This is a genomic window from Enterococcus sp. DA9, assembly GCF_008000875.1.
Taxonomy (GTDB): Bacteria; Bacillota; Bacilli; order Lactobacillales; family Enterococcaceae; genus Enterococcus_B; species Enterococcus_B lactis.
In genome coordinates, this window is sequence record NZ_CP042839.1 from 650,912 (window position 1) to 670,370 (window position 19,459).

Consider the following 19,459-nt stretch of genomic DNA (forward strand, 5'->3'; position numbering starts at 1 on the left):
TACATGTCAATATGCACATGTAAAACATGGAAACTTTACTGTGATATAATAAAGAAAATAAGACGAGAGGTAGGATTTTTATGAATACTTTAGCCTATATATTATTATGCGTGCTTTTATCCAAACCGCGTTCTGGGTATGAATTGAAGCAGCTGATCACGATTTTTTGGGAAGCTCATCACAGTCAAATCTATACGACGCTTGCTAAGTTAGACCAACAGGGTTATGTGACCGTTTTGGACAAAGACGAGCATTCTCAAAAAAAGATCTACCACTTGACTGATGAAGGACGTGCCCTTGTAGAGGAATGGATCAAAGAGGAGACCCCAGCTCCTACGCAAAAAGATGAATTTTTAGCAAAAATCTATGCTTTTTCGACACTCGACAAAACAACAGCTACTGGACTGCTATTCACTAGAGAACAACAACTGAACAAAATCATGCAAAAAAATCAAAAAAAATTGAATGACCTCTCGCTAGACAAGAGACAAGAATTTGGACGTTATGTTGTGATCCAGCGTCGAATCATGCTTTGTCAGCAGGAACTCCAATGGTGTCAGCAAGTAAGAGAACAAATGCAGCCGTTTTTTGAGTAATGGATAAACAGAACCTTTCTAGATTTATCTATTAAGCAACGAATCATCTTCACTAAAAGAACGATACAGCTGAAAAAGAAAAACGATCCGAAAGACAGGCAAAAACCTATCGTTCGGATCATTTTTCTTTCTAGAACTGCATTGAAGGAACTGTGACAAAAAGCAGGTCACAACCTTTTTTTCAAATAAACAGTGTTCCATTATTCATTGCTTTGAATGGCTTTCAACACACTTCTTGAAAGTGGGCCAACGATAATCAACTGCAACGGTAAAGCGGCAATCACATTCATTTTCCAAGCATTCATATAAGCAGAGAATAATTGATCAGGTATTCCTTGTTCCATGATCACACCAAACAAAGACATACATGTGACCATTCCTAAAACCATCAAGCAAGAAATAGTTAAGATCATTGGGATCTTGCTTTCTGGATTTACTGGTAGTTTAAAGGCAATTTTTTTCGCCAGCACACCGATGATGAAGACATCCAAAATGAAAGCCACCACGAATCCAGGCACTAGACCAATCAATAAACTTGATAAATGAAGATCTTGATGCAACCATAAATTATACGCGCTCATTCCCAAGACCATCAAAAAACACATCATTGTTGTAAAAATTATTCCTTCTTTTTTATTTGTAGGCAATCTGTACCACTCCTTTAAATTTGTCACGAAAATCATCGTAGCACATTTAAAAATTTCTCGTAAGTACTTTTTTTATTTTCTGCCCTTTTATTTCATAAACTTCATCAGCCGTACGCTCGACAAAGTAGGAATCATGTGAAGTAAACAAAATCGTTCCCGGATATACTTGCATCAGCTGCTCTAAAGCTTCGATCGTTGCCACATCAATGAAATTAGTCGGTTCATCTAACAGCAACACATTACTTGGCTTAGTAAAAAGCAAAGCAATCGTCAAACGAGTCGCTTCTCCCCCACTTAACGTACACAACGGTTTCGTCAGAGTTTCCTGAGCAAACCCTAAATGATTCAACAAACTGCGGACAAGTGATTCCGAAAACTCTGTTTGTCTCATGACAAAACGAATGACGGATTCTTCAGATGTCATTTGATAATCCTTTTGCTGATATACTTGAAAGCTTACTTTCGGAGAGAGAAGGATTCCTTCTCCTTGTTTGCGGATATGTTCCAATAAAGTTGTCTTACCTGATCCATTTTCGCCGACAATCGCGATTTTTTTACCTAAAGAAAATTGAAAATCGCTATTTATCAGTAATGTTCTTCCGCTTCTTTCCAATTGGATATTTTGTCCCATGATTGGATAACGATTGTGGAGTTCAAGAGATTTTGGTACTGGAAAACGGATTTGTTTCATCTGTTGCGGTTTGGTTGTTTCTCCTATTTTTTGGAGTCTTCTCTCTAATGTTTTCGTATTCTTTTGGATGGCTTTTTGTACACTGTCTTTTTGTTTAGAGGAAGACAACCGATCCGGTCTGATTTGTTGCTTTTTCTTTTTACTGGACACTTTTTCTAACTTTTCCGCTTGTTTTTTCTTTTCTTGGATCGATTTTTCCAATCGTTTTTTCTCTTTCATGATCGACTCTGCTTCTCGTAGCTGAGTCTTTTTCTCCAATTCCCTTTGAGTGAGATAGGCACTATAATTCTCCGGAAACTCTCGGATTTCTCCGTCTTTTACTTCCCAGACTTTCGTTGCCAACTCATCTAGAAAATAGCGGTCATGACTAACAAAAATCAGCGTGCCATAATAATAACGAAGCTCTTCAATTAGTCGATCCATACTTTTTCTATCTAGATGGGTTGTCGGCTCGTCTAGAAGCATCCCTTGTTCATAAGAAGAAAGAAGACGTATCAACTCGATCTTTCGTTCTTCCCCTCCACTCCATTTCCGTTCCGAAGTTTCTTCCAGTTTCAACTGGAAATGACTGGCTAATTCCAAATTTAGGTCCTTTGCCTCAGCAAGATAGGTTAATTGAGGCAGATAGTTGAAAGTGATCTCTGTTTGGATTTTCCCTTGATTGGGGATAAGTTCACCGACTATCAGTTTCAGCAACGTTGTTTTACCGACTCCATTTTCCCCTATGATTCCTATCCGATCTTGCTGATAGACACGAAGAGAATCAATAGATAATTCTAACTGGTTACCAAAACGAACTTGCAGGTTTGTTATATTTACTGCTAAATTTTCCATATGTTTTACACTCCTATTTCATGTAAAACAACAATATCGATACTAAAAAAGAGCAGAAAAATCTGTTTGCAAAAAAACTGCATAACATCTTTTCCTACTCTGAACGAAATAACTATGACTAAATCATCAAATCTGTCATAGCTTTCACCTATTCTACTGTCGTTCGAAAAAATGGACATACTCCACCCATGAAATTGTTGTTTATACATGTCTTTTGAATTTATTTAGTTGTTATTCAAAAGTTCAAAACGTAATTTCATCGATGCAGTCATTTTTCCGACCTCCTTTTTTATTAGGTTACCACACACGATTCAAAAAAAGCAATAGCTACTGAACAGTAACTGAAAACCTTTTATTTGAACGTAGTGATCTTTTCTGGTGCTAAACGTACAGACTCGTAACCTTCTTCTACCGCTTTTCCTATTGATAAAATAATAACTGGAACATAGCGGTCTTTATCCAAACCAAATGCCTCTGCCAACTGATCTGCTTCGAAGCCACCAATTGGATTTGTTTCATAGCCATGATCACGTGCAACTAACATGAATTGCATAGCCGCTAAGCTAGAATCGACTTTGACTACATCGTTCATTTCTTCTCTTGAAAAACTCTTGTAATAAGGAATGATCGCAGCTAATTGTTGATCTCTGACTTCTTTTGGCATCTTCCCTGATTCGTAAGCTTGGTTATAGATTTCTTCGCCATATTCATAACATTGCATATCGCCAAAAATCATGACCATTGCAGAAGAAGTATCATTTTGTCTCGTATTGAAACGGATCAAAGGACGCAAGATTTCTTTTGCTTCCTCGCTTTCTGCGACTACAAAGCGCCATGGTTGCATATTGACAGAAGAAGGAGCAGTCGTCGCTTCTTTGATCATTTCCAGCATTTCTTCGTGTGGGATTTTGTATGTTTCATCATATACGCGAACGGATCTTCTACCAGTCATAATTGTTGAAAAATCATTTTTTTGTTCCATTATTATTAACCTCTTTCGTTTCTGTTGTTATATTGCAAAGTTGGGTATTCAATTTATCTAAAAGTGTTAGGAATTGTTTCATCTCTACATCGCTGAAAGCTGGGGACAGCACGGAACCTGTATCTTTATGGTCCATTTCACAATGCTCGATTTTCTGCTGGGCTTTTTCTGTCAGTGCTACGTAAACTTCCCGGTTGTTCTGAGGATTTCTCTGACGCGAAACATACCCGTTTGCTTCTAAAACCTTCAGATGACGAGTAACTGCTCCTTGATCAATCTGCAACTTTTCTTGCAAACTGCTTTGCAGCAATGGATTTTCTTCTTTCAGTCTCATCATGATCTCGTATCTAGTAAGACTTATACCGATATTTTCCTCAAAGATCTGGACGATTTTTTGATCGGCTAATTTGATTTGATATAAAAGGTGGCTAATCTCTTCTAAAGACATAATTTCCTCCTCTCCAATAATTGACTAGTCAACGATTGACTTGTCAATAATAGAATAAAAAAAGAAAAAAGTCAAAGAATCAGCTGTGAAATTAAAAAACAAAGGCTTTCAATAGAAATGAGTGTAAATAAAAGAAATCTCTTGTAGAATGAAAAGAAAGAACAATAAAAAAGAAAGAGAGGACAATGATATGAGAAAAAGAAGATTAGCCGCAGTATTTCTCTTAGTGAATGCGACATTGTTACCTAATAGTCTCGTATTTGCTGATACCGTTTTGTCAAATGTTCAAACAACAGAAACATCTGCCCTATCAGAAGATGAAAGCGCACCATCCCAATCAAGCCTATCTGGAGAGAATTCCTATCAAAATCTAGAAGACAGCTCTTCTGCAGTAGAAAATTTCACACCGCCGAAAATCTCTGGAAATCCCTCTTTGCAAGGAGCAAATGGTAGATTTGAACAAATGAAACCTGATAAAATCCACCTTTCAGCTTCAAAACAAACAAAGGAATCGTTCATTCAGCAGCAATCTACTCATAGCTACATTGATGCGCAAGGTGTGTATGAGATTGTCTCTACTGATGTCCAGCTACCCGATGGACAATGTGTGGATAAAGGAACGATCCAACTAGTCATACCAACAGAGCCAACAGAACAAGTCACCAATTATCTGGCCTATTATGTAGCAAAAAAAATCAAAACCTATTCTTTACCCTTGGAAAAATCAGCTGATTTCTTGATGTTTGACGATTCGATCACTCTAGACAAGGAGCATTTTCTTTCTTCCGTACGTGCGTATTACTCGGAAGTTTCAGCTGATCCTATCATTCAAACACATATAAGTATGACAGAAACCTATACGACTCTGAATGAAACAGATATTTATCCTACCTTCTATCGCCAAGAAGAACATCAAAAAATATCTGGACCAGCCCTCATCACAGATAAAGTAGCGTTATCTGATCAAACGACTTGGGTACATATCCAAACAGCAAACTATGAAGGATGGGTAGCAGCGAACTCTGTAACTGCTCATGAGCCAAAAACAGTTCCAGTTGAAGCATCACAAGGTCAGCTTTCTGAATCAACTGTTGCCTCTCTGTCCCTTGATCAAGCTTGGCTAGAACAATCAGAGGAAACCATTTCACATTCAGAAAGTTATCACGTACAAAGAGCAGTCCAAATCAGCAATCAAGTGTTTTATGTGCTGACAGCAAAGGATTCTTCAATCGTTTTTGTCCCACAGAAAGAATTCCAACCAGAGGGTTCAGTATCAGCAGAGACTGATTCCTCAAATGAACAGATAGGAACAGCTGAAAGTACAGCATCTGATTCAAAAGAAACAACTGATTCTTCTTTCCAGCCGCAAAACAAAGTGCCACAGACAGATGAATCTACCTTGCGTACTGCACGTCCATCTATTACTTATAGTACACATGTCAAAAATCGTGGTTGGCTGCCAAATGTTTCTAGCGGTCAACTTTCAGGAACAACAGGTCAATCTTTACAAGTAGAAGCTTTTCGTATCCATCTTTCATCCTCCCTCTCTGGTGCTATTGAATACACCTCTTATGTCCAAGGTTCAGGATGGCAAAATTGGGTAGCTAACGGCGCTATTTCTGGAACGACTGGACAAGTCAAACAGATTGAAGGAATCAATATTCGATTAACTGGACAATTAGCAGCAACTTACAATGTTTATTATAGAGTCCATGTACGAAATTTTGGCTGGCTTCCTTGGACAATGAACGGAAATCCTTCCGGAACACTTGGATACGGTCATCAAATCGAAGCAATTGAAATCCAATTATTGGACAAAAACAGTTCCGGCCCTGCTACCAACGGTATTTCTTATATCGAAAAGGAACCATCCGTATTGGCGAATACTCACGTAACTAACAGAGGTTGGTTAGGCCAGACAGATGCTGCTAATCAAGCTGGTACGACTGGCCAACGGTTAAGTCTTCAAGCAATGCAACTGCGTTTATCTGAAAATACAATTGGTGGCGGTATCACTTATCAATCCCATATCGCTAACAAAGGTTGGGAAACCAACTGGGCACAAAATGGCACGATTTCTGGTACGACTGGACAAAATCTGCCTATTGAGGCGATCCGCATCAATCTGACTGGCACAATCAGCACCCGATATGACGTTTATTATCGTGTACATGCACAAGAATTCGGCTGGATGAACTGGGCAAAGAACGGTGAATCAGCTGGTACACAAGGCTATGCTTACCGTGCAGAAGCGATTCAAATTGTATTAGTAAGGAAAGGAGGAGCCGCACCTGGTGCAACTACTCGCGCCTTTCGTATAGCTCCACCTAGAATCACGTTGCAAGGACATGTATCGAATATTGGCTGGGTAAGCCAAACGAGCCTGAACAACTCGATCAGCTACGCAAATCAAGGCAGACAATTTGAAGCGATTCGCGCAAATTTAGGAACATCAAGGTATACTGGCGGTATCCAATATGATTCACACCTAGCTGACAGCGGTTGGACCAGAACTGTAGCCAATGGAGCGATCTCAGGAACGACTGGACAAAATCGCTCTCTTCAAGCCTTTTCCTTTCAGTTGACAGGAGAACTTGCTGAAAACTATGATATTTATTATCGTGCCTTTGTTCGTTCCAGAGGCTGGTTAGGCTGGGCATCAAATGGACAAAAAGCAGGCTCTGTCAGAATGAATTTGCCTGTTGAAGGTATCCAGCTAACCATTGTTGAAAACGACCGGCGGCCAAGCGGCTATCAGCCAAACCAACTGACGATTCTAGGACAAGTGAATGATCAGACACCTCAGGGAAGATTCATCAATTCCGTCAGCCAAAGTGCGAATCGTATCGCGCCTGCTCATGGCTTGTATACTTCTGTCATGTTGGCTCAAGCAATCCTAGAAACAGGATATGGCACAAGCTATCTAGCTCAGCACGCGAATAACTTCTTTGGGATGAAATTCAAAGACGGTGAAGATGAAGGAAAGTATGGCTATATCTGGCATATATCTAACGAAGTGATCAATGGTGTCGTTGTCCCTGTCAATTCAAAATTTCGGGTCTATCAGTCCACTGACCAATCCTTCTTAGATAATGCCTTAAAATTAAGATATGGTGTTTCTTGGGATCCAAACCGATATGCGGGGACATGGAAAGTCAATGCACGTTCTTATAGAGATGCTACCCGTGCATTAACAGGAACATACGCGACAGATCCTGATTACGGTCAAAAATTGAATAATCTGATCGAATATTGGAAGCTGGATCAATTTGATTGAACGGGCATAAAAAAAGGCTGTTTCCAGCACATTCGTATAATTGCCTGGGATTTCTTTGAATGGACTGTAAATAGATGATTCCAAATTCGTCTGATAGTTTACTTGTGTTCCGGCGATTTGATTCACGTTTTGCTGTGCTTCAAATAAATTCCCGACGATACTGGAAAAATACATTTGGATAATCCGCTGATTGAAGTCCGTTAAGATCATGTTGACATTGTCTTGAATCATTTGATTCGTGATTTCATTTTGTCCATCTCGAACTTGATATTCGATCAATGCTTTTTCCGGATTGATACTTTGCAGCGATAGCAATTTTTCAGAAAAATCTTGGGGAATGATGATTTGCGCATCAAATTGCCCGCTTTCTACACCAGCTGTAGCGATGTTTCGAGTGGTGGTTTCCCAGCGATTTTTACTGTCTTTATTGATCAATGTCACAAAATCCGAACCTAATGAATAATTTTTGCCTTCAAATACTGCTCCTTTATCTTCGTTGACTAGTGCATATTGCATTTTCCCTGTAGGATCAGTTGTACTGATCGTGACGTTCTCATCTTTGAAACCTAGATAGATGAAGAAAAGCAATAGACATAGACTGGCAATGATTGTCAGGAATAAAGAAACCTTTCTTTTTAAATTTATTTTCATATCAAAAACGTCCACTCCTTCCCAATGAATGACGAAACTTTTTTGCTTCAAGTAATAGGGCAAATTTTTGTGAAAACTTATTGAAAAATTTGTACAAAAATTGGTCCTAATACCTGTGTTGAACAAGCCCCTATTGAAAGGAAGAGGCGATGAGGGTTCTCACCGCCTCTTCCATTTGCTTAAAATCCAAATGAGCCAGCGTCTTGACGATCCCGCTCTGCCACAGTGTCAGCATACTTGTTCAACTGTTGATTGATGCTTTCCAATAACTGCTCCATCTGTTTGACATTTCCTTCCAGCTGATTGTATTGCTCTAAATATGCTTGGAAGGCTTGCCCTTTCCATTGTTGAGCGATTTGTTGGTTCATGGAATTGACCTTTCTGATCGCATCTTGGATTTGAGATGCTGCCTGTTGGTAGACCTTTGCCTGTGATTTAAGCTGTTCGGGTGTGACTGCAATTGCTCCTGCCATGTTTGTTCCTCCTAATAAAAAGTTATTTTTTGTTACGCGTACATCATAAACTATTTTTTGTCTATGTGGTCAAAATGTAGCATTCACGCACATCATGTGTCGTATACGATGTGTTATTTTACCTCTTTCTCCCTCCTTTTTTGACTGGTCAAAAATCCAAGAAAAATAACTATACAAATTATTTCTAATCACACATATTTTTCTAAGTATGACCTTTTTAAGTTTATTACAAATCACTTTGAAATAATTCTTAAAAACTAGCTGATATTTTAATGTTTTATGTTCTTTCTCAAAAAAATATAAAAAAACAGCTAATATTTACCTGACAATACTCCTCTATCCTCCTTTTTTTTCTATCCGGAACGAATATTCCTTCTTGTAAATGCAGATGATCCTCCTTCGTTTTATATGTGGTGAATATTCTCCCATTTATTAAGTACGTAAATATTTGAAAAAATTTTTTTGATTTGATTTTTTATTGTCTCATTATCCTTTTGATATTTTTCATGCAAAAAAATAGCCAAGGTATTTGATGTAACACCTCGGCTGTCTCTCTTTTTATTTGTCTACTACTAGTAATTCGTCTAATTGAAAATCGATTTCATAGATTCTTTCTACATTTCTCAAAAGATCATGATTCATTTTATGATATTTCGTTGCACCAAGTTGCTGACAAATCTGCAACGCTTGGTTTACTTTTTGTCTTCCTTTTTCATTTCCTTTGATCATCTCCCAGATTCCAGTGAGTAGGGAATACTGATTTCGTTCAAAGAACATATCTTCTTCTAAAAAGACTGCTTCAAGTTTTGAGATATATTTCCAAATTAGTCCGCGTTGTTGCTGCTGGATAAAATGGATAATCGCGTTTGCCAGCATCCGAAAGCTCTCATTCTTTCGATCCTTGCTGTTTTGATAAGCGGAAATACTGACTAATGCTTTATCTAACACTAAATCGATAAAGAATGGATCAAAAGCATACATACAATGATTGAATAACACCAACTCATAGTTCGTCCATGTCTGTGCATAAATCAGATACTGATAAACTTCTGAATCAGCAACAGCAATTGGCTCATCTACTATACGAGCAATCAGTAATTTACATAAACTAGCTAGATGTCTCTCCTTTTGAGTGATGTCTCCTTTTTCTTCGCACAGGCTGATCAAATGTTGTAATTCTTCTTTATCTTGATTCATAAATGCTAAAACCATTTCTTTCATCATCCGGTCCATGTTTGCCACTTCCGGCGGATAATCGAATATCCTCAGTTCATCATAACCAAGATTGAGTTTTTGTAAAAAATATGAAAATTTGCTAACTGTCGTGTCTGCTTGATTTTTTACAAACCGTTCGTAAACGGATCGGCTGACTTCCTTTCCGCATAATTCTGCTACGGAGATACCTTTTTGCTTTCGAACAAATTCGATGATCTCCCATACTTCCATTTTGCCAACTCCTTTATAAATATGGCTCTCCTTCAGTTGAAAACAATCGCAACATGATTTTGTATGAAATAACATATACCAATCCATCTGATCTTCATTTTTCATTTCTAAAAATCATTTTTTCGTAAGACGTTCCTTGTTTTTCATGATATCATCGCTGTTAAAACCAATTGTTCATTTACCAGTATTTTTAAAAAAACTTAATCATAATAGTTGTTTTATAATTTTAAAATCCATTAAGGGATAAAGAATAAGCGGTAAAATTATACATATAATACGTTATTTTATTTTTACTATATGAAATATACTCATTTTTATTTTTTCTAGTAGAATTTTATCTTCTAAGTATTCCCCCCGTATGAACTATTTACCATTGACAAACGTTGAACAAAAATTTAGAATATTCACAAGTTTGACGACAATTATGAAAATTTATGTCGTGCTAAAGGAGTTTTGTTATTGGATGAAAAATTAGATATAAAAACTGCGATCAAAGACACGTTACCTACCGTTTTTGGTTATATCGGTATTGGACTTGCATTTGGTATCGTTGGGAAAGCTGCCGGGTTTCATCCGCTAGTCGTCACGTTGATGTCCCTGCTGATCTATGCTGGTTCCGCCCAATTTATCACAGTCAGCATGCTTGCTAGCCATAGTCCGTTGCTTTCCATCGTTCTCTCGACCTTTCTAGTCAATTCCCGAATGATTTTGATGAGTATGACGATTGCCCCTTATTTCAAGAAAAATCGGCTGCTTCAAAATCTGCTGATTGGCACATTGCTGACAGATGAAAGTTTCGCACTGGGAATGAATAAATTGAACTATACTGGACAAAAGTTAAATTTTCGTTGGATGAATACAGCTAATTGGATTTCTTATTTGACGTGGTTGGGTTCTTCTCTTGTTGGCGCACTTTTAGGTAATTTTATTACTGATCCGAAAAAGTTTGGTTTGGATTTCGCCATCGTTGCTATGTTTATCGGCTTACTTTATCTTCAAGTCATTTCTGATAGAAACACCTCTAAACGATTACAGTTGATCCTGATTGGTCTCACTTTGATTCTGGTATATGTCGGACTGATTTTTATCCCAAGCAACTTAGTGATTGTAGTTGTAACATTGATTGGGTGCGGATTGGGGGTGTGGATCAAACATGCCTTCTTTTGAATTTACATTGCTGACTATTTTAGGTTGTACTCTAGCGACTTGGCTTTCTAGGGTCCTACCGTTTGTCTTACTGAAAAAATTCGACTTACCGCGACCGTTGCTTGAGTATTTAAGTTTTGTCCCAATCGTCATTATGTCTGCTTTATGGTTCAGCAGTCTATTTACCCAAAACATCGGACATCTGCCGCAGATTAATCTCGAAAATGCTTTGGCTTCAGTTCCTACGCTTTTAGCTGCTATTCTTTCAAAAAGCTTATTGGTGATCGTCTTGGTAGGTATTCTTTCCCTTTCATTGATTCGCTTATTATAAATAAAAAAACAGGAGCTTATGGCAAATTACTGTCATGAGCTCTTGTTTTTATTTATGATAAGAAGAAAATCGGCGTATTCCTACTTATCCGTTGAACGGACCACTAACAACGACTTTTCCTAACATATGTCCTGTTTCTACGTCTTTGGTTGCTTGTTTCAAGTTCTTCGCATTGATCCCATCTGAATAGACCTTGCTCAATGTACTACGGATAATCCCTTCGTTTGCTAAAGCAGCAATGTGCGCTAAAGCTTCTCCTTGCGTTTCGATTTCATAGTTATAGTCTGTTTTAGCGAACATGTACTCCCAGTCGAAACTGATAGATTGGTTTTTCCAAACACCTATGTCTAACGGCTCTTTGATTCCTACGATCGTTCCCACATGTCCAAATGGTCGGACAAGGTGCTTGATCTGATCAAAGTAGCGGGTAATATCGAATAATACAGCGACATACTCTACTTGATCGATTCCTAATTCACGAAAACTTTTACTTAAGTCTTGATGATAATCAATTGGATAGTCTACACCTGTTTTTTTCAGCCATTCAAAATTCTTCGGACTTGCAGTCGCATAGACTTCTAGACCAGCCCAATGCGCTAGTTGATTCAAAATCGAACCGACGCCCCCAGCTCCGTTGATCACTAAGATTTTTTTCCCGCGGTTGGCATTTTCTTCTGGAATCAGACCAAATTTTTCAAATAACAATTCATAAGCGGTCAATGAAGTCAATGGCAACGCTGCGGCTTCTTCATCTGACAGATTTTTCGGTGCAAGAGCGGCAATACGTTCGTCAACCAGTTGGTATTCTTGATTGCTTCCTGCTCTTGTTGTTGTACCTGCATAAAACACGCGATCCCCGACAGAAAATTTTTGCACTTCATCGCCTACAGCAACGACTTTCCCGACCCCATCAAACCCTAAGATACGCAAAGCATTTCTTATCCCATTATCTTGGCGAAGTTTCGTATCGACAGGATTGACAGATACTGCGTTGACTTTTACCAGAAGATCCTGTGGACTGGGTACAGGTACCTGTTCTTTTTCATCCATAAAGCTTTTGGGATCATCGATCGGCAACCCTTCATAAAAACCGACTACCTTCATTAATTCCTTTTCTGACATACGAATTCCTCCTTAGCTTCATCAAGTTGGAGCATCCATACAGTGTTCATTTCAATACATATAGTATGTTATTTGTTCCACCTTTTTTATCCATCATAATTATTCTCTTACTTAAAGTAAACTATTTGCACTTTTTTGGTTAAAAAAGAGGTTGCGACAAGACTTTTGTCACGACCTCTGATAAACGGTGTTCTCCTACCAACTCTTCGGTCACAAGTTACAATATTCATAAAATATGAGGAGCTATTTTTTGGAATTGCTCCTTGTGACTCAGAGTTAAACGGCAGGCTCACAACCTCTGATAAACGGTGCTCAAAAGCTTGCATCTGCGGTAATAAGTCCAACCAATTCAAAAACATTAGGAGCTATTTTTGTTTGGCTGTTCTTATGACTTGATGCAGGACAGCTTTTTCACAACCTCTGATTCACGGTTTTCAAGCAAGAAATCATTGTCCACTGAAAAGCGTTGGATGTTCTTTTTCAAAGGTGTCTAAGATCTCTCGTACTTCATAGGTAGATTTCGTATTCATCAACTGAACACGCAAGTCATTTGCTCCTGGAAAACCTTTGATATAGATTTTAAAGAAACGATGCAGTCCGGTGATCGAACGCGGAATGATTTCTGAATAATGATCTTGCAGATCTAGTTGCAGACGAAGTAGTCCGATCAGTTCTTTTTCTGTATGTTCTCTCGGTTCTTTTTCAAATGCATAAGGATTCTTGAAAATTCCTCGGCCAATCATGATGCCATCTACGCCATATTTTTCGGCCAACTCTTCTCCTGTCCGGCGATCGGGAATATCTCCATTGATCGTGATTAGTGTTTGCGGAGCAATTTGATCACGTAAAGCAATGATTTTAGGAATGACTTCCCAATGTGCATCTACTTTACTCATCTCTTTACGCGTACGCAAATGGACAGAAAGATTGGCTATATCTTGATGAAGTAGGTGACTGATCCATTCTTCCATCTCAGACATTTCCGTATAGCCGATACGCGTCTTGACGCTGACAGGCAAACCGCCAGCTTTAGCCGCTTCAATCAATTGTGCCGCTACTTCTGGGCGAAGGATCAGGCCACTGCCTTTTCCACGTTCTGCTACATTAGGAACTGGGCAGCCCATGTTGATATCGATTCCTTGGAAGCCCATTTCTGCCATAGCAATGCTCATTTCTCGGAAAAATTCTGGCTTGTCTCCCCAAATATGGGCAACCATCGGCTGTTCATCTTCTGTAAAGGTCAATCTTCCTCGTACACTGTCTTTTCCATCTGGATGACAGAAACTGTCTGAGTTTGTAAACTCAGTAAAGAAGACATCTGGTGCTGCTGCATGCTTTACGACATGGCGAAATACAACATCTGTTACATCTTCCATTGGTGCTAAAACAAAAAAAGGCTTTGGCAGCTCTTTCCAAAAATTAGTAGTCATTTATTTGTTACTCTCCATTCTATCAAGCAGTGAAGTCGCAATCTTTCTCAAAAACATTGTCATTATACTAGGAAACAAAAAAAGAAGCAAAGTGAACAGCTTAAAAGATGTTTCTGATTGAACAAAAAAGACTGTGACAAAAATCTTATCACAGTCCATTTTCCGGAATAAATGGTGTTCTCCTGCCAACTCCTCGGTATTCGCTCAACAAACGACAAAATATGAGGAGCTATTTTCCCGTTTATTTCTCTAATACTCAGATCAAAACGCTGATTTCACAACCTCTTTCTAACTTCTCAATCCTCTTCCTTTATTGATCAAATACCAAGTAACAGCGTACAAAACAACGATGAATAACACAAGTACGATCATCGATGTTGCTACTGGCACATCGATCGTTCCAAGGAATCCGTAACGGAAACCGGAGATCATATAAACAATCGGATTGACTTTCGATACAGCTTGCCAAAATGGCGGCAACATAGAGATGGCATAGAAAACGCCACCTAGATAAGTTAACGGCTGCAAGACAAATGTAGGCACGATTGATACATCATCATAAGACTGAGCAAAAATCCCGTTGAGCAGTCCTGCTAACGAAAACAAGATTGCCGTCATCAATAATGTAATGATGACCATGAACCATGAATACACATGAAGTGGTACAAAGAACAAGGAAATGATCGTTACGAGAGAGCCGACGAGAATACTGCGACCCACTCCGCCAATCACAAAGCCCCAAATAATCACATGCGTAGGAACAGGTGCTACCAAGATTTCTTCGATATTTTTCTGGAATTTTTGAGAGAAGAAGGACGAAGAAACGTTGGCATACGAACTAGTGATAGCAGACATCATAATCAAACCAGGCACGATAAATTCCATATATGAAAAACCACCCATGTCACCGATCCGACCACCGATCATTTTTCCGAAAATAACAAAATACAAGGATGTCGTGATCACTGGTGGAACCAGTGTTTGGACCCATATACGCAAATAGCGGTTCGTTTCCTTGATAGCTAAACTTTTTAATGCAGTAAAATAAAGATTAAACATTTTTCTCCTCCGTATGATCATTTTCTTCTGTGATTTTCAAGAACAGTTCTTCTAAACGATTCGACTTATTCCTCATAGAAAGAACTTTGATTCCTTGTCTTGTCAGCTGATCGAAGATTCCGTTCACCCCTTGATTTCGTTCAACTTCGACAGCGATTGTCTGTTCATCTTCAAATGTACAAGCGTATCCTTCAATCACAGGTTTGGTCTCATATGGCGCTAAATCAAAGATAAATGTTTCAAATTGAAGTTTGGATAGAAGCTCTTTCATACTAGTATTCTCGATTAGTTCACCTGATTGGATGATCCCGATGTTACGACAAAGCATTTCAGCTTCTTCTAAATAATGCGTCGTCAAAATGATCGTTGTACCATTTTCGTTCAATTCTCGTAGAAACTCCCACATCTCGCGTCTCAATTCAATATCGACTCCTGCTGTTGGTTCATCCAAGATCAGCAAACGTGGTTCATGCATCAATGCCCTAGCAATCATCAGTCTTCGCTTCATTCCCCCGGAAAGCATACGTGCACGGACATTTCTCTTTTCCCAGAGATTGGACTGCTTCAAATATTTTTCGCTACGTTTCATCGCTTCTTTGCGAGAGACACCGTAGTAACCTGCTTGATTCACGACGATTTGCTGGACCGTTTCAAAGGGATTGAAATTGAACTCTTGCGGGACTAATCCAATCTGTTGCTTTGCTCGGACTAGATCCGTATCCAGATCATAACCGAAGACCTTCACTTTTCCAGATGTTTTATTGACTAAAGAAGTAATGATTCCGATCGTTGTAGACTTTCCAGCTCCATTTGGTCCTAATAGCGCATAGAAATCTCCTTCTTTCACGGAAAGATCGATTCCTCGCAATGCTTCGACCCCACTTCCATAAACCTTTTTCAAATTATTTATTTCAAGCGCATTTGCCATTTATTTCCTATCTCCTTATAGACATGATTCTTTATTGTATCATGGAATACAGCAGATGAAAAAACAACTTGGTTCCAGAGAAAAATCAGGTTGCTGGGCTCAGGAAAATCTCCTAATGAAAGACATCAATCGGACGAAGTCAGACAACCTTTTCAGAAAAAACAAATCGAAGATAAAGGATTACTATTCATATATGCAACAAAAGGAGCGTGAGACAAAAGTAAAGAACACTTTTGTCTCACGCTCTAAACACGTATAAACGGCAGAAGCAAAATCCATGATTTTTGATCCAATAAATACTTTCGATCACTTCGCCTATCCCAATACATGCCACTGCCGCTTTTCATCAAATGACGCGGCTTCCGTTTTTGCGATTTCTACTAAAGTCTCTGGGTAATCCAAAACTTTCAGCAAAGCAATCGCATTTCGGGTCCTTGAAGGTCCTTCTTTTAATTTGAAATCAAAACTGATTCCTTTTCCTTCTGTTACTTGTTCTTCAAAGTGGACATTCTCACAATAATTCTTTAAAATCTCTGTCAATTCGATATCATGTGTGGCGACAAATGCTAAAGATGGATACTCCGCAAGCCACCGAACGACTGAAGCGGAAGAAGCAATCCGTTCAATCGTATTTGTCCCTTTTAAAATCTCATCTACGAAGCAGTAGCAGCGTTCTTTGGAAGCCACTTGATCCAACAAACGTTTGATCGATTTGATTTCTGAAACAAAATAACTGTCGCCTTCAAATAAATCATCTTCGATTGCCATGGAAGTCAACACATGTCCAGATTGCAGGGTAAACTGTTCTGCAATTGCTGTTTGGATCGTCTGTGCTAGAATACAGCTGATAGCTATACTTTTGACATACGTAGATTTTCCTGATGCATTGGAACCCGTGACTAATGTATTCTTCTGCCAGTTGACTGGATTCACTACCGCTTCTTTTAACAATGGATGATAGATATCTTTCGCTGTCACACCGCCCTCAGTAAATTCCGGACGGCAAGTGATGGGCATATAAGTACGGTAATTCAATATTGCAGCGGCTACTTCCAGTTCTCCCAGCAATTCCCACAGCTTGATGGCTTCAGTTGAATGCTTTTCTAATTTAGTGAGAACGAAATGATAGGAGATAAATGGCAGCATGAACATGATGTTGACATATTCAAAAATCAACTCTGCTTCACTCCCGCTCTTCATACGAAATGAAAAACCTAATTTAGGGATGTCTCTTAATGGTTTAGTTTGCTGTTTCAGCTCTTCTTGAAGTGGTGTCAGCAGTTTTGCTAACTGATTGGCGGCTGAAATCGTTGAAACCAAATAACTCATGCTATTCAGCTCTGTTTCTAGCGTTTGTTTCTTCACTAGATAATAGACCGTATTGAATACTAACCCACCGATTGCCAAATAGATTCCTAGTACTTGACCTAAAAGAAGCAAACCTACACCCACCAGCGGAAGCAAGCCAAGAAAAATAAATAAACCTACGCGTCCAATCTTTTTACTTTTTCCATCCGCTAGATATTGTTTTGCAAAATTATGATCTTTTTTTCCTAAACGAGCGAATTGATATTGGATTTTTTCTCTCAGTTGAGGATTTTCCTGATAAAAAGCAATCAGTTTTTCTAACTGCTGATCTTCGCCAAAATCAAAGCTGCGTAAACGTTGATACAACGCTTCTGAACCTACACTAGAATAGGTACTGTTGATTCCTTCGAATACTTCGAACATATCCAGGTCATACCAAGTAAGATCATCGATTTCGCTATCCCATGAACGGAACTTCTTCTCCGTGAGCCATGCTTCCTTCAAGCTTTCTTCTTTATCAAATCTCGGTTGATAAGGAATTTTCCCCCATTTGCTACGAACTGTTTCCTTTAATTTCAAACGTGAAAAAATGTCTAAAGCAACTAATAAAATAACAGCTGCAATAATAATTAAAACGATAAATTCTCTTTGATTCATATCCCTCTCCGTTCCTTTATTTGTTAGCTTTAGTATAGCACTGTTGCGCTATTTGAAAAGGGGGTACAAAAATAACTGTCTTCGTTACCTAATTCGTATCAATCACACCAAAATAAAAACACCTTCCAAAAAAGAAGATGTCTTTAAAACGAGATACAATTTTTTTGTCATTCACTTCAGGTAAATTAGAGCCAATTAAACCCTCCGCAACTTGACGGAGATGGAGAAGATGCCCCCGTCTAATTTAGTGGCCATTTCTCCTCCCATTCCTTCCACCAATCTTTTTGACAGGTAAAGCCCGATTCCGCTAGATTCCGTATTTGTGCGGCTGGTATTTTCGGTATAAAAACGCTGGAAGACTTTTTCAACAGAAGTTTGCGCTCCTGCTTTGATAGGATTGGCCACTGTTAATCGAATGAATGGATCCTCTTTTGAAAATGTCACCTTTGCTTGTCCATCTGCATAACGCAATAAATTCTGTATGATATTTTGCAGCACTCGCAACAACATGAGCGGATCTGCTAATACCGTTGTATTTATCGAGTGTTCAGCGAACGCTACCTCGATATTTTTTACAGAAAATTGTTCATAAAAAGAGAAAAATACTTCTTCCACCTCTTTAGAAAAAGAAAGCGTATGGAGGTCCATTTCTTTTTGCTTCGTCTCTATTCGAGCAAGATCATAAAACTGATCCGTCATACTGAGTAATCTTGCAACAGATTGTTTGATGATCGTTAAATACTTCTCCCGTTTCTCCGTATCCTCTACCTGTTCCAGTGATTGTACACAACCGTTAATAGCAGTCAAAGGAGTTCTGAGATTATGAGAAAGGCCGACGATCGATAGTCTGATGTTTTCTTCCATTTCTTGAAATACTTGTCCTTTTTGTTCATTTTCATCCACCCATGTATTCAGTGCATCTACTAGGTCCATTAGATTCTTTTCTCGAAATTCGACTGAAAGACGACCACCATATTCTTGTTGTTCAGAAAGAGTGGCGATTTTCTTAGTCAATCGCTTGATTTCCCTTTGCAGGAAGAAAATAAAACTTCCCATAAAGATAACAACTAGAAGCAATAGCCACTTAATCAAATCTAAACCCCACTCCCCACACCGTATGAATATACACAGCATATGCCTTTGCTAGTTTCCCTCGAAGATTGGAAATACGCATATTCACTGTTTTCTCACTATCAAAATATGGTTCTTGCCAAACTGTTTCATAAAGGTTTGCTCGCGAAAATACTTTTTTCGGATGTTCTAAAAAAAGCTTCAGCAGATCGAATTCTCTTCCTGTCAAATGGACAGCCACACCATTCACATTTACCTCCCTTGACTCTTTGTCCAGTAAGATTTCCTTGTAATAGATGCGTTGCGACAGATCTTTTACTTGGACAGAAGTCTGATGACGAAGTTGGATGCCGATTCGTAAA

16 protein-coding genes and 2 pseudogenes are annotated in these 19,459 nt (G+C 38.7%); 4 read left to right on the top strand and 14 right to left on the bottom strand.

Features of this window, described 5'->3' with window-relative positions; all coding sequences use genetic code 11:
• Window positions 1-80: 80 nt before the first annotated feature.
• Entirely contained in the window at window positions 81-596 is a 516-nt protein-coding gene (locus FTX43_RS03985; RefSeq protein ID WP_002310468.1) for a PadR family transcriptional regulator, read from the top strand.
• Between the two features lie 200 nt (window positions 597-796).
• Here FTX43_RS03985 and FTX43_RS03990 read toward each other — a convergent pair whose 3' ends face one another.
• The 4 genes from FTX43_RS03990 to FTX43_RS04005 form a co-directional block, all read right to left on the bottom strand.
• Window positions 797-1,243, bottom strand: a complete 447-nt coding sequence (locus FTX43_RS03990) for a DUF2798 domain-containing protein (RefSeq protein WP_147606760.1) — start codon at window positions 1,241-1,243, stop codon at window positions 797-799.
• Between the two features lie 46 nt (window positions 1,244-1,289).
• A complete protein-coding gene (gene msr(C), locus FTX43_RS03995) occupies window positions 1,290-2,768 on the bottom strand; it encodes an ABC-F type ribosomal protection protein Msr(C) (RefSeq protein ID WP_002314314.1) in 1,479 nt (492 codons plus the stop codon).
• A gap of 352 nt (window positions 2,769-3,120) precedes the next feature.
• Window positions 3,121-3,750: a nitroreductase family protein gene (locus FTX43_RS04000; protein WP_002310475.1), complete on the bottom strand. Its 630-nt coding sequence runs from the start codon at window positions 3,748-3,750 to the stop codon at window positions 3,121-3,123.
• Window positions 3,734-4,198, bottom strand: a complete 465-nt coding sequence (locus FTX43_RS04005; RefSeq protein ID WP_002310476.1) for a MarR family winged helix-turn-helix transcriptional regulator — start codon at window positions 4,196-4,198, stop codon at window positions 3,734-3,736. The genes FTX43_RS04000 and FTX43_RS04005 overlap by 17 nt, the downstream gene beginning before the upstream one ends.
• Before the next feature lie 148 nt (window positions 4,199-4,346).
• Between FTX43_RS04005 and FTX43_RS04010 the strand changes: the two genes are divergently transcribed.
• Window positions 4,347-7,475, top strand: a complete 3,129-nt coding sequence (locus FTX43_RS04010; RefSeq protein ID WP_002320449.1) for a glucosaminidase domain-containing protein — start codon at window positions 4,347-4,349, stop codon at window positions 7,473-7,475.
• On the opposite strand, the pseudogene esaA reads toward FTX43_RS04010, so the two are convergent.
• The 3 genes and pseudogenes from esaA to FTX43_RS04025 all read right to left on the bottom strand — a co-directional run.
• A pseudogene (esaA, locus tag FTX43_RS04015) lies at window positions 7,464-8,126 on the bottom strand (type VII secretion protein EsaA); the annotation flags it as partial. The gene FTX43_RS04010 and the pseudogene esaA sit on opposite strands and share 12 nt — an antisense overlap.
• 179 nt (window positions 8,127-8,305) lie before the next feature.
• Window positions 8,306-8,599, bottom strand: coding sequence for a WXG100 family type VII secretion target (locus FTX43_RS04020; protein WP_002310516.1), 294 nt, complete (start codon window positions 8,597-8,599; stop codon window positions 8,306-8,308).
• A gap of 558 nt (window positions 8,600-9,157) precedes the next feature.
• Window positions 9,158-10,045: a transcriptional regulator gene (locus FTX43_RS04025; RefSeq protein ID WP_002320469.1), complete on the bottom strand. Its 888-nt coding sequence runs from the start codon at window positions 10,043-10,045 to the stop codon at window positions 9,158-9,160.
• Between the two features lie 459 nt (window positions 10,046-10,504).
• On the opposite strand from FTX43_RS04025, the gene FTX43_RS04030 reads away from it, so the two are divergent.
• Window positions 10,505-11,212, top strand: coding sequence for an AzlC family ABC transporter permease (locus FTX43_RS04030; protein ID WP_123830586.1), 708 nt, complete (start codon window positions 10,505-10,507; stop codon window positions 11,210-11,212).
• On the top strand, window positions 11,199-11,522 hold the full coding sequence (locus FTX43_RS04035) for an AzlD domain-containing protein (RefSeq protein WP_002310520.1): 324 nt from the start codon (window positions 11,199-11,201) through the stop codon (window positions 11,520-11,522). The genes FTX43_RS04030 and FTX43_RS04035 overlap by 14 nt, the downstream gene beginning before the upstream one ends.
• An 84-nt stretch (window positions 11,523-11,606) precedes the next feature.
• On the opposite strand, the gene FTX43_RS04040 is transcribed toward FTX43_RS04035, so the two are convergent.
• The 7 genes and pseudogenes from FTX43_RS04040 to FTX43_RS04075 form a co-directional block, all read right to left on the bottom strand.
• A complete protein-coding gene (locus FTX43_RS04040; protein ID WP_002316877.1) occupies window positions 11,607-12,644 on the bottom strand; it encodes a zinc-binding alcohol dehydrogenase family protein in 1,038 nt (345 codons plus the stop codon).
• A gap of 446 nt (window positions 12,645-13,090) precedes the next feature.
• Entirely contained in the window at window positions 13,091-14,074 is a 984-nt protein-coding gene (locus FTX43_RS04050) for a tRNA-dihydrouridine synthase (protein WP_147606762.1), read from the bottom strand.
• A gap of 288 nt (window positions 14,075-14,362) precedes the next feature.
• Window positions 14,363-15,133 carry an ABC transporter permease gene (locus FTX43_RS04055; protein WP_002287492.1) on the bottom strand — a complete coding sequence of 257 codons (771 nt, stop codon included), beginning with the start codon at window positions 15,131-15,133 and terminating at the stop codon, window positions 14,363-14,365.
• The gene (locus tag FTX43_RS04060) at window positions 15,126-16,061 is read right to left on the bottom strand and encodes an ABC transporter ATP-binding protein (RefSeq protein ID WP_002310523.1); all 936 of its coding nucleotides are present in this window, start codon (window positions 16,059-16,061) and stop codon (window positions 15,126-15,128) included. The genes FTX43_RS04055 and FTX43_RS04060 overlap by 8 nt, the downstream gene beginning before the upstream one ends.
• 315 nt (window positions 16,062-16,376) lie before the next feature.
• On the bottom strand, window positions 16,377-18,026 hold the full coding sequence (locus FTX43_RS04065; protein ID WP_147606764.1) for a MutS-related protein: 1,650 nt from the start codon (window positions 18,024-18,026) through the stop codon (window positions 16,377-16,379).
• A gap of 195 nt (window positions 18,027-18,221) precedes the next feature.
• Entirely contained in the window at window positions 18,222-19,118 is an 897-nt protein-coding gene (locus FTX43_RS04070) for a HAMP domain-containing sensor histidine kinase (RefSeq protein ID WP_002344812.1), read from the bottom strand.
• Window positions 19,111-19,458: pseudogene (locus tag FTX43_RS04075) on the bottom strand (winged helix-turn-helix domain-containing protein); the annotation flags it as partial. The gene FTX43_RS04070 and the pseudogene FTX43_RS04075, both read right to left, overlap by 8 nt.
• Window position 19,459 lies beyond the last annotated feature (1 nt).

Bases quoted from the DNA above. Each gene is read 5' to 3' on its own strand.
- FTX43_RS04035 (WP_002310520.1), top strand. From the start codon at position 11,199: ATGCCTTCTTTTGAATTTACATTGCTGACTATTTTAGGTTGTACTCTA.
- FTX43_RS04050 (WP_147606762.1), bottom strand. From the start codon at position 14,074: ATGACTACTAATTTTTGGAAAGAGCTGCCAAAGCCTTTTTTTGTTTTA.
- FTX43_RS04010 (WP_002320449.1), top strand. From the start codon at position 4,347: ATGAAAAGAAAGAACAATAAAAAAGAAAGAGAGGACAATGATATGAGA.
- FTX43_RS04005 (WP_002310476.1), bottom strand. From the start codon at position 4,198: ATGTCTTTAGAAGAGATTAGCCACCTTTTATATCAAATCAAATTAGCC.
- FTX43_RS04025 (WP_002320469.1), bottom strand. From the start codon at position 10,045: ATGGAAGTATGGGAGATCATCGAATTTGTTCGAAAGCAAAAAGGTATC.
- FTX43_RS04065 (WP_147606764.1), bottom strand. From the start codon at position 18,026: ATGAATCAAAGAGAATTTATCGTTTTAATTATTATTGCAGCTGTTATT.
- FTX43_RS04000 (WP_002310475.1), bottom strand. From the start codon at position 3,750: ATGGAACAAAAAAATGATTTTTCAACAATTATGACTGGTAGAAGATCC.
- FTX43_RS04040 (WP_002316877.1), bottom strand. From the start codon at position 12,644: ATGTCAGAAAAGGAATTAATGAAGGTAGTCGGTTTTTATGAAGGGTTG.
- FTX43_RS04060 (WP_002310523.1), bottom strand. From the start codon at position 16,061: ATGGCAAATGCGCTTGAAATAAATAATTTGAAAAAGGTTTATGGAAGT.
- FTX43_RS04020 (WP_002310516.1), bottom strand. From the start codon at position 8,599: ATGGCAGGAGCAATTGCAGTCACACCCGAACAGCTTAAATCACAGGCA.
- FTX43_RS03985 (WP_002310468.1), top strand. From the start codon at position 81: ATGAATACTTTAGCCTATATATTATTATGCGTGCTTTTATCCAAACCG.
- FTX43_RS04055 (WP_002287492.1), bottom strand. From the start codon at position 15,133: ATGTTTAATCTTTATTTTACTGCATTAAAAAGTTTAGCTATCAAGGAA.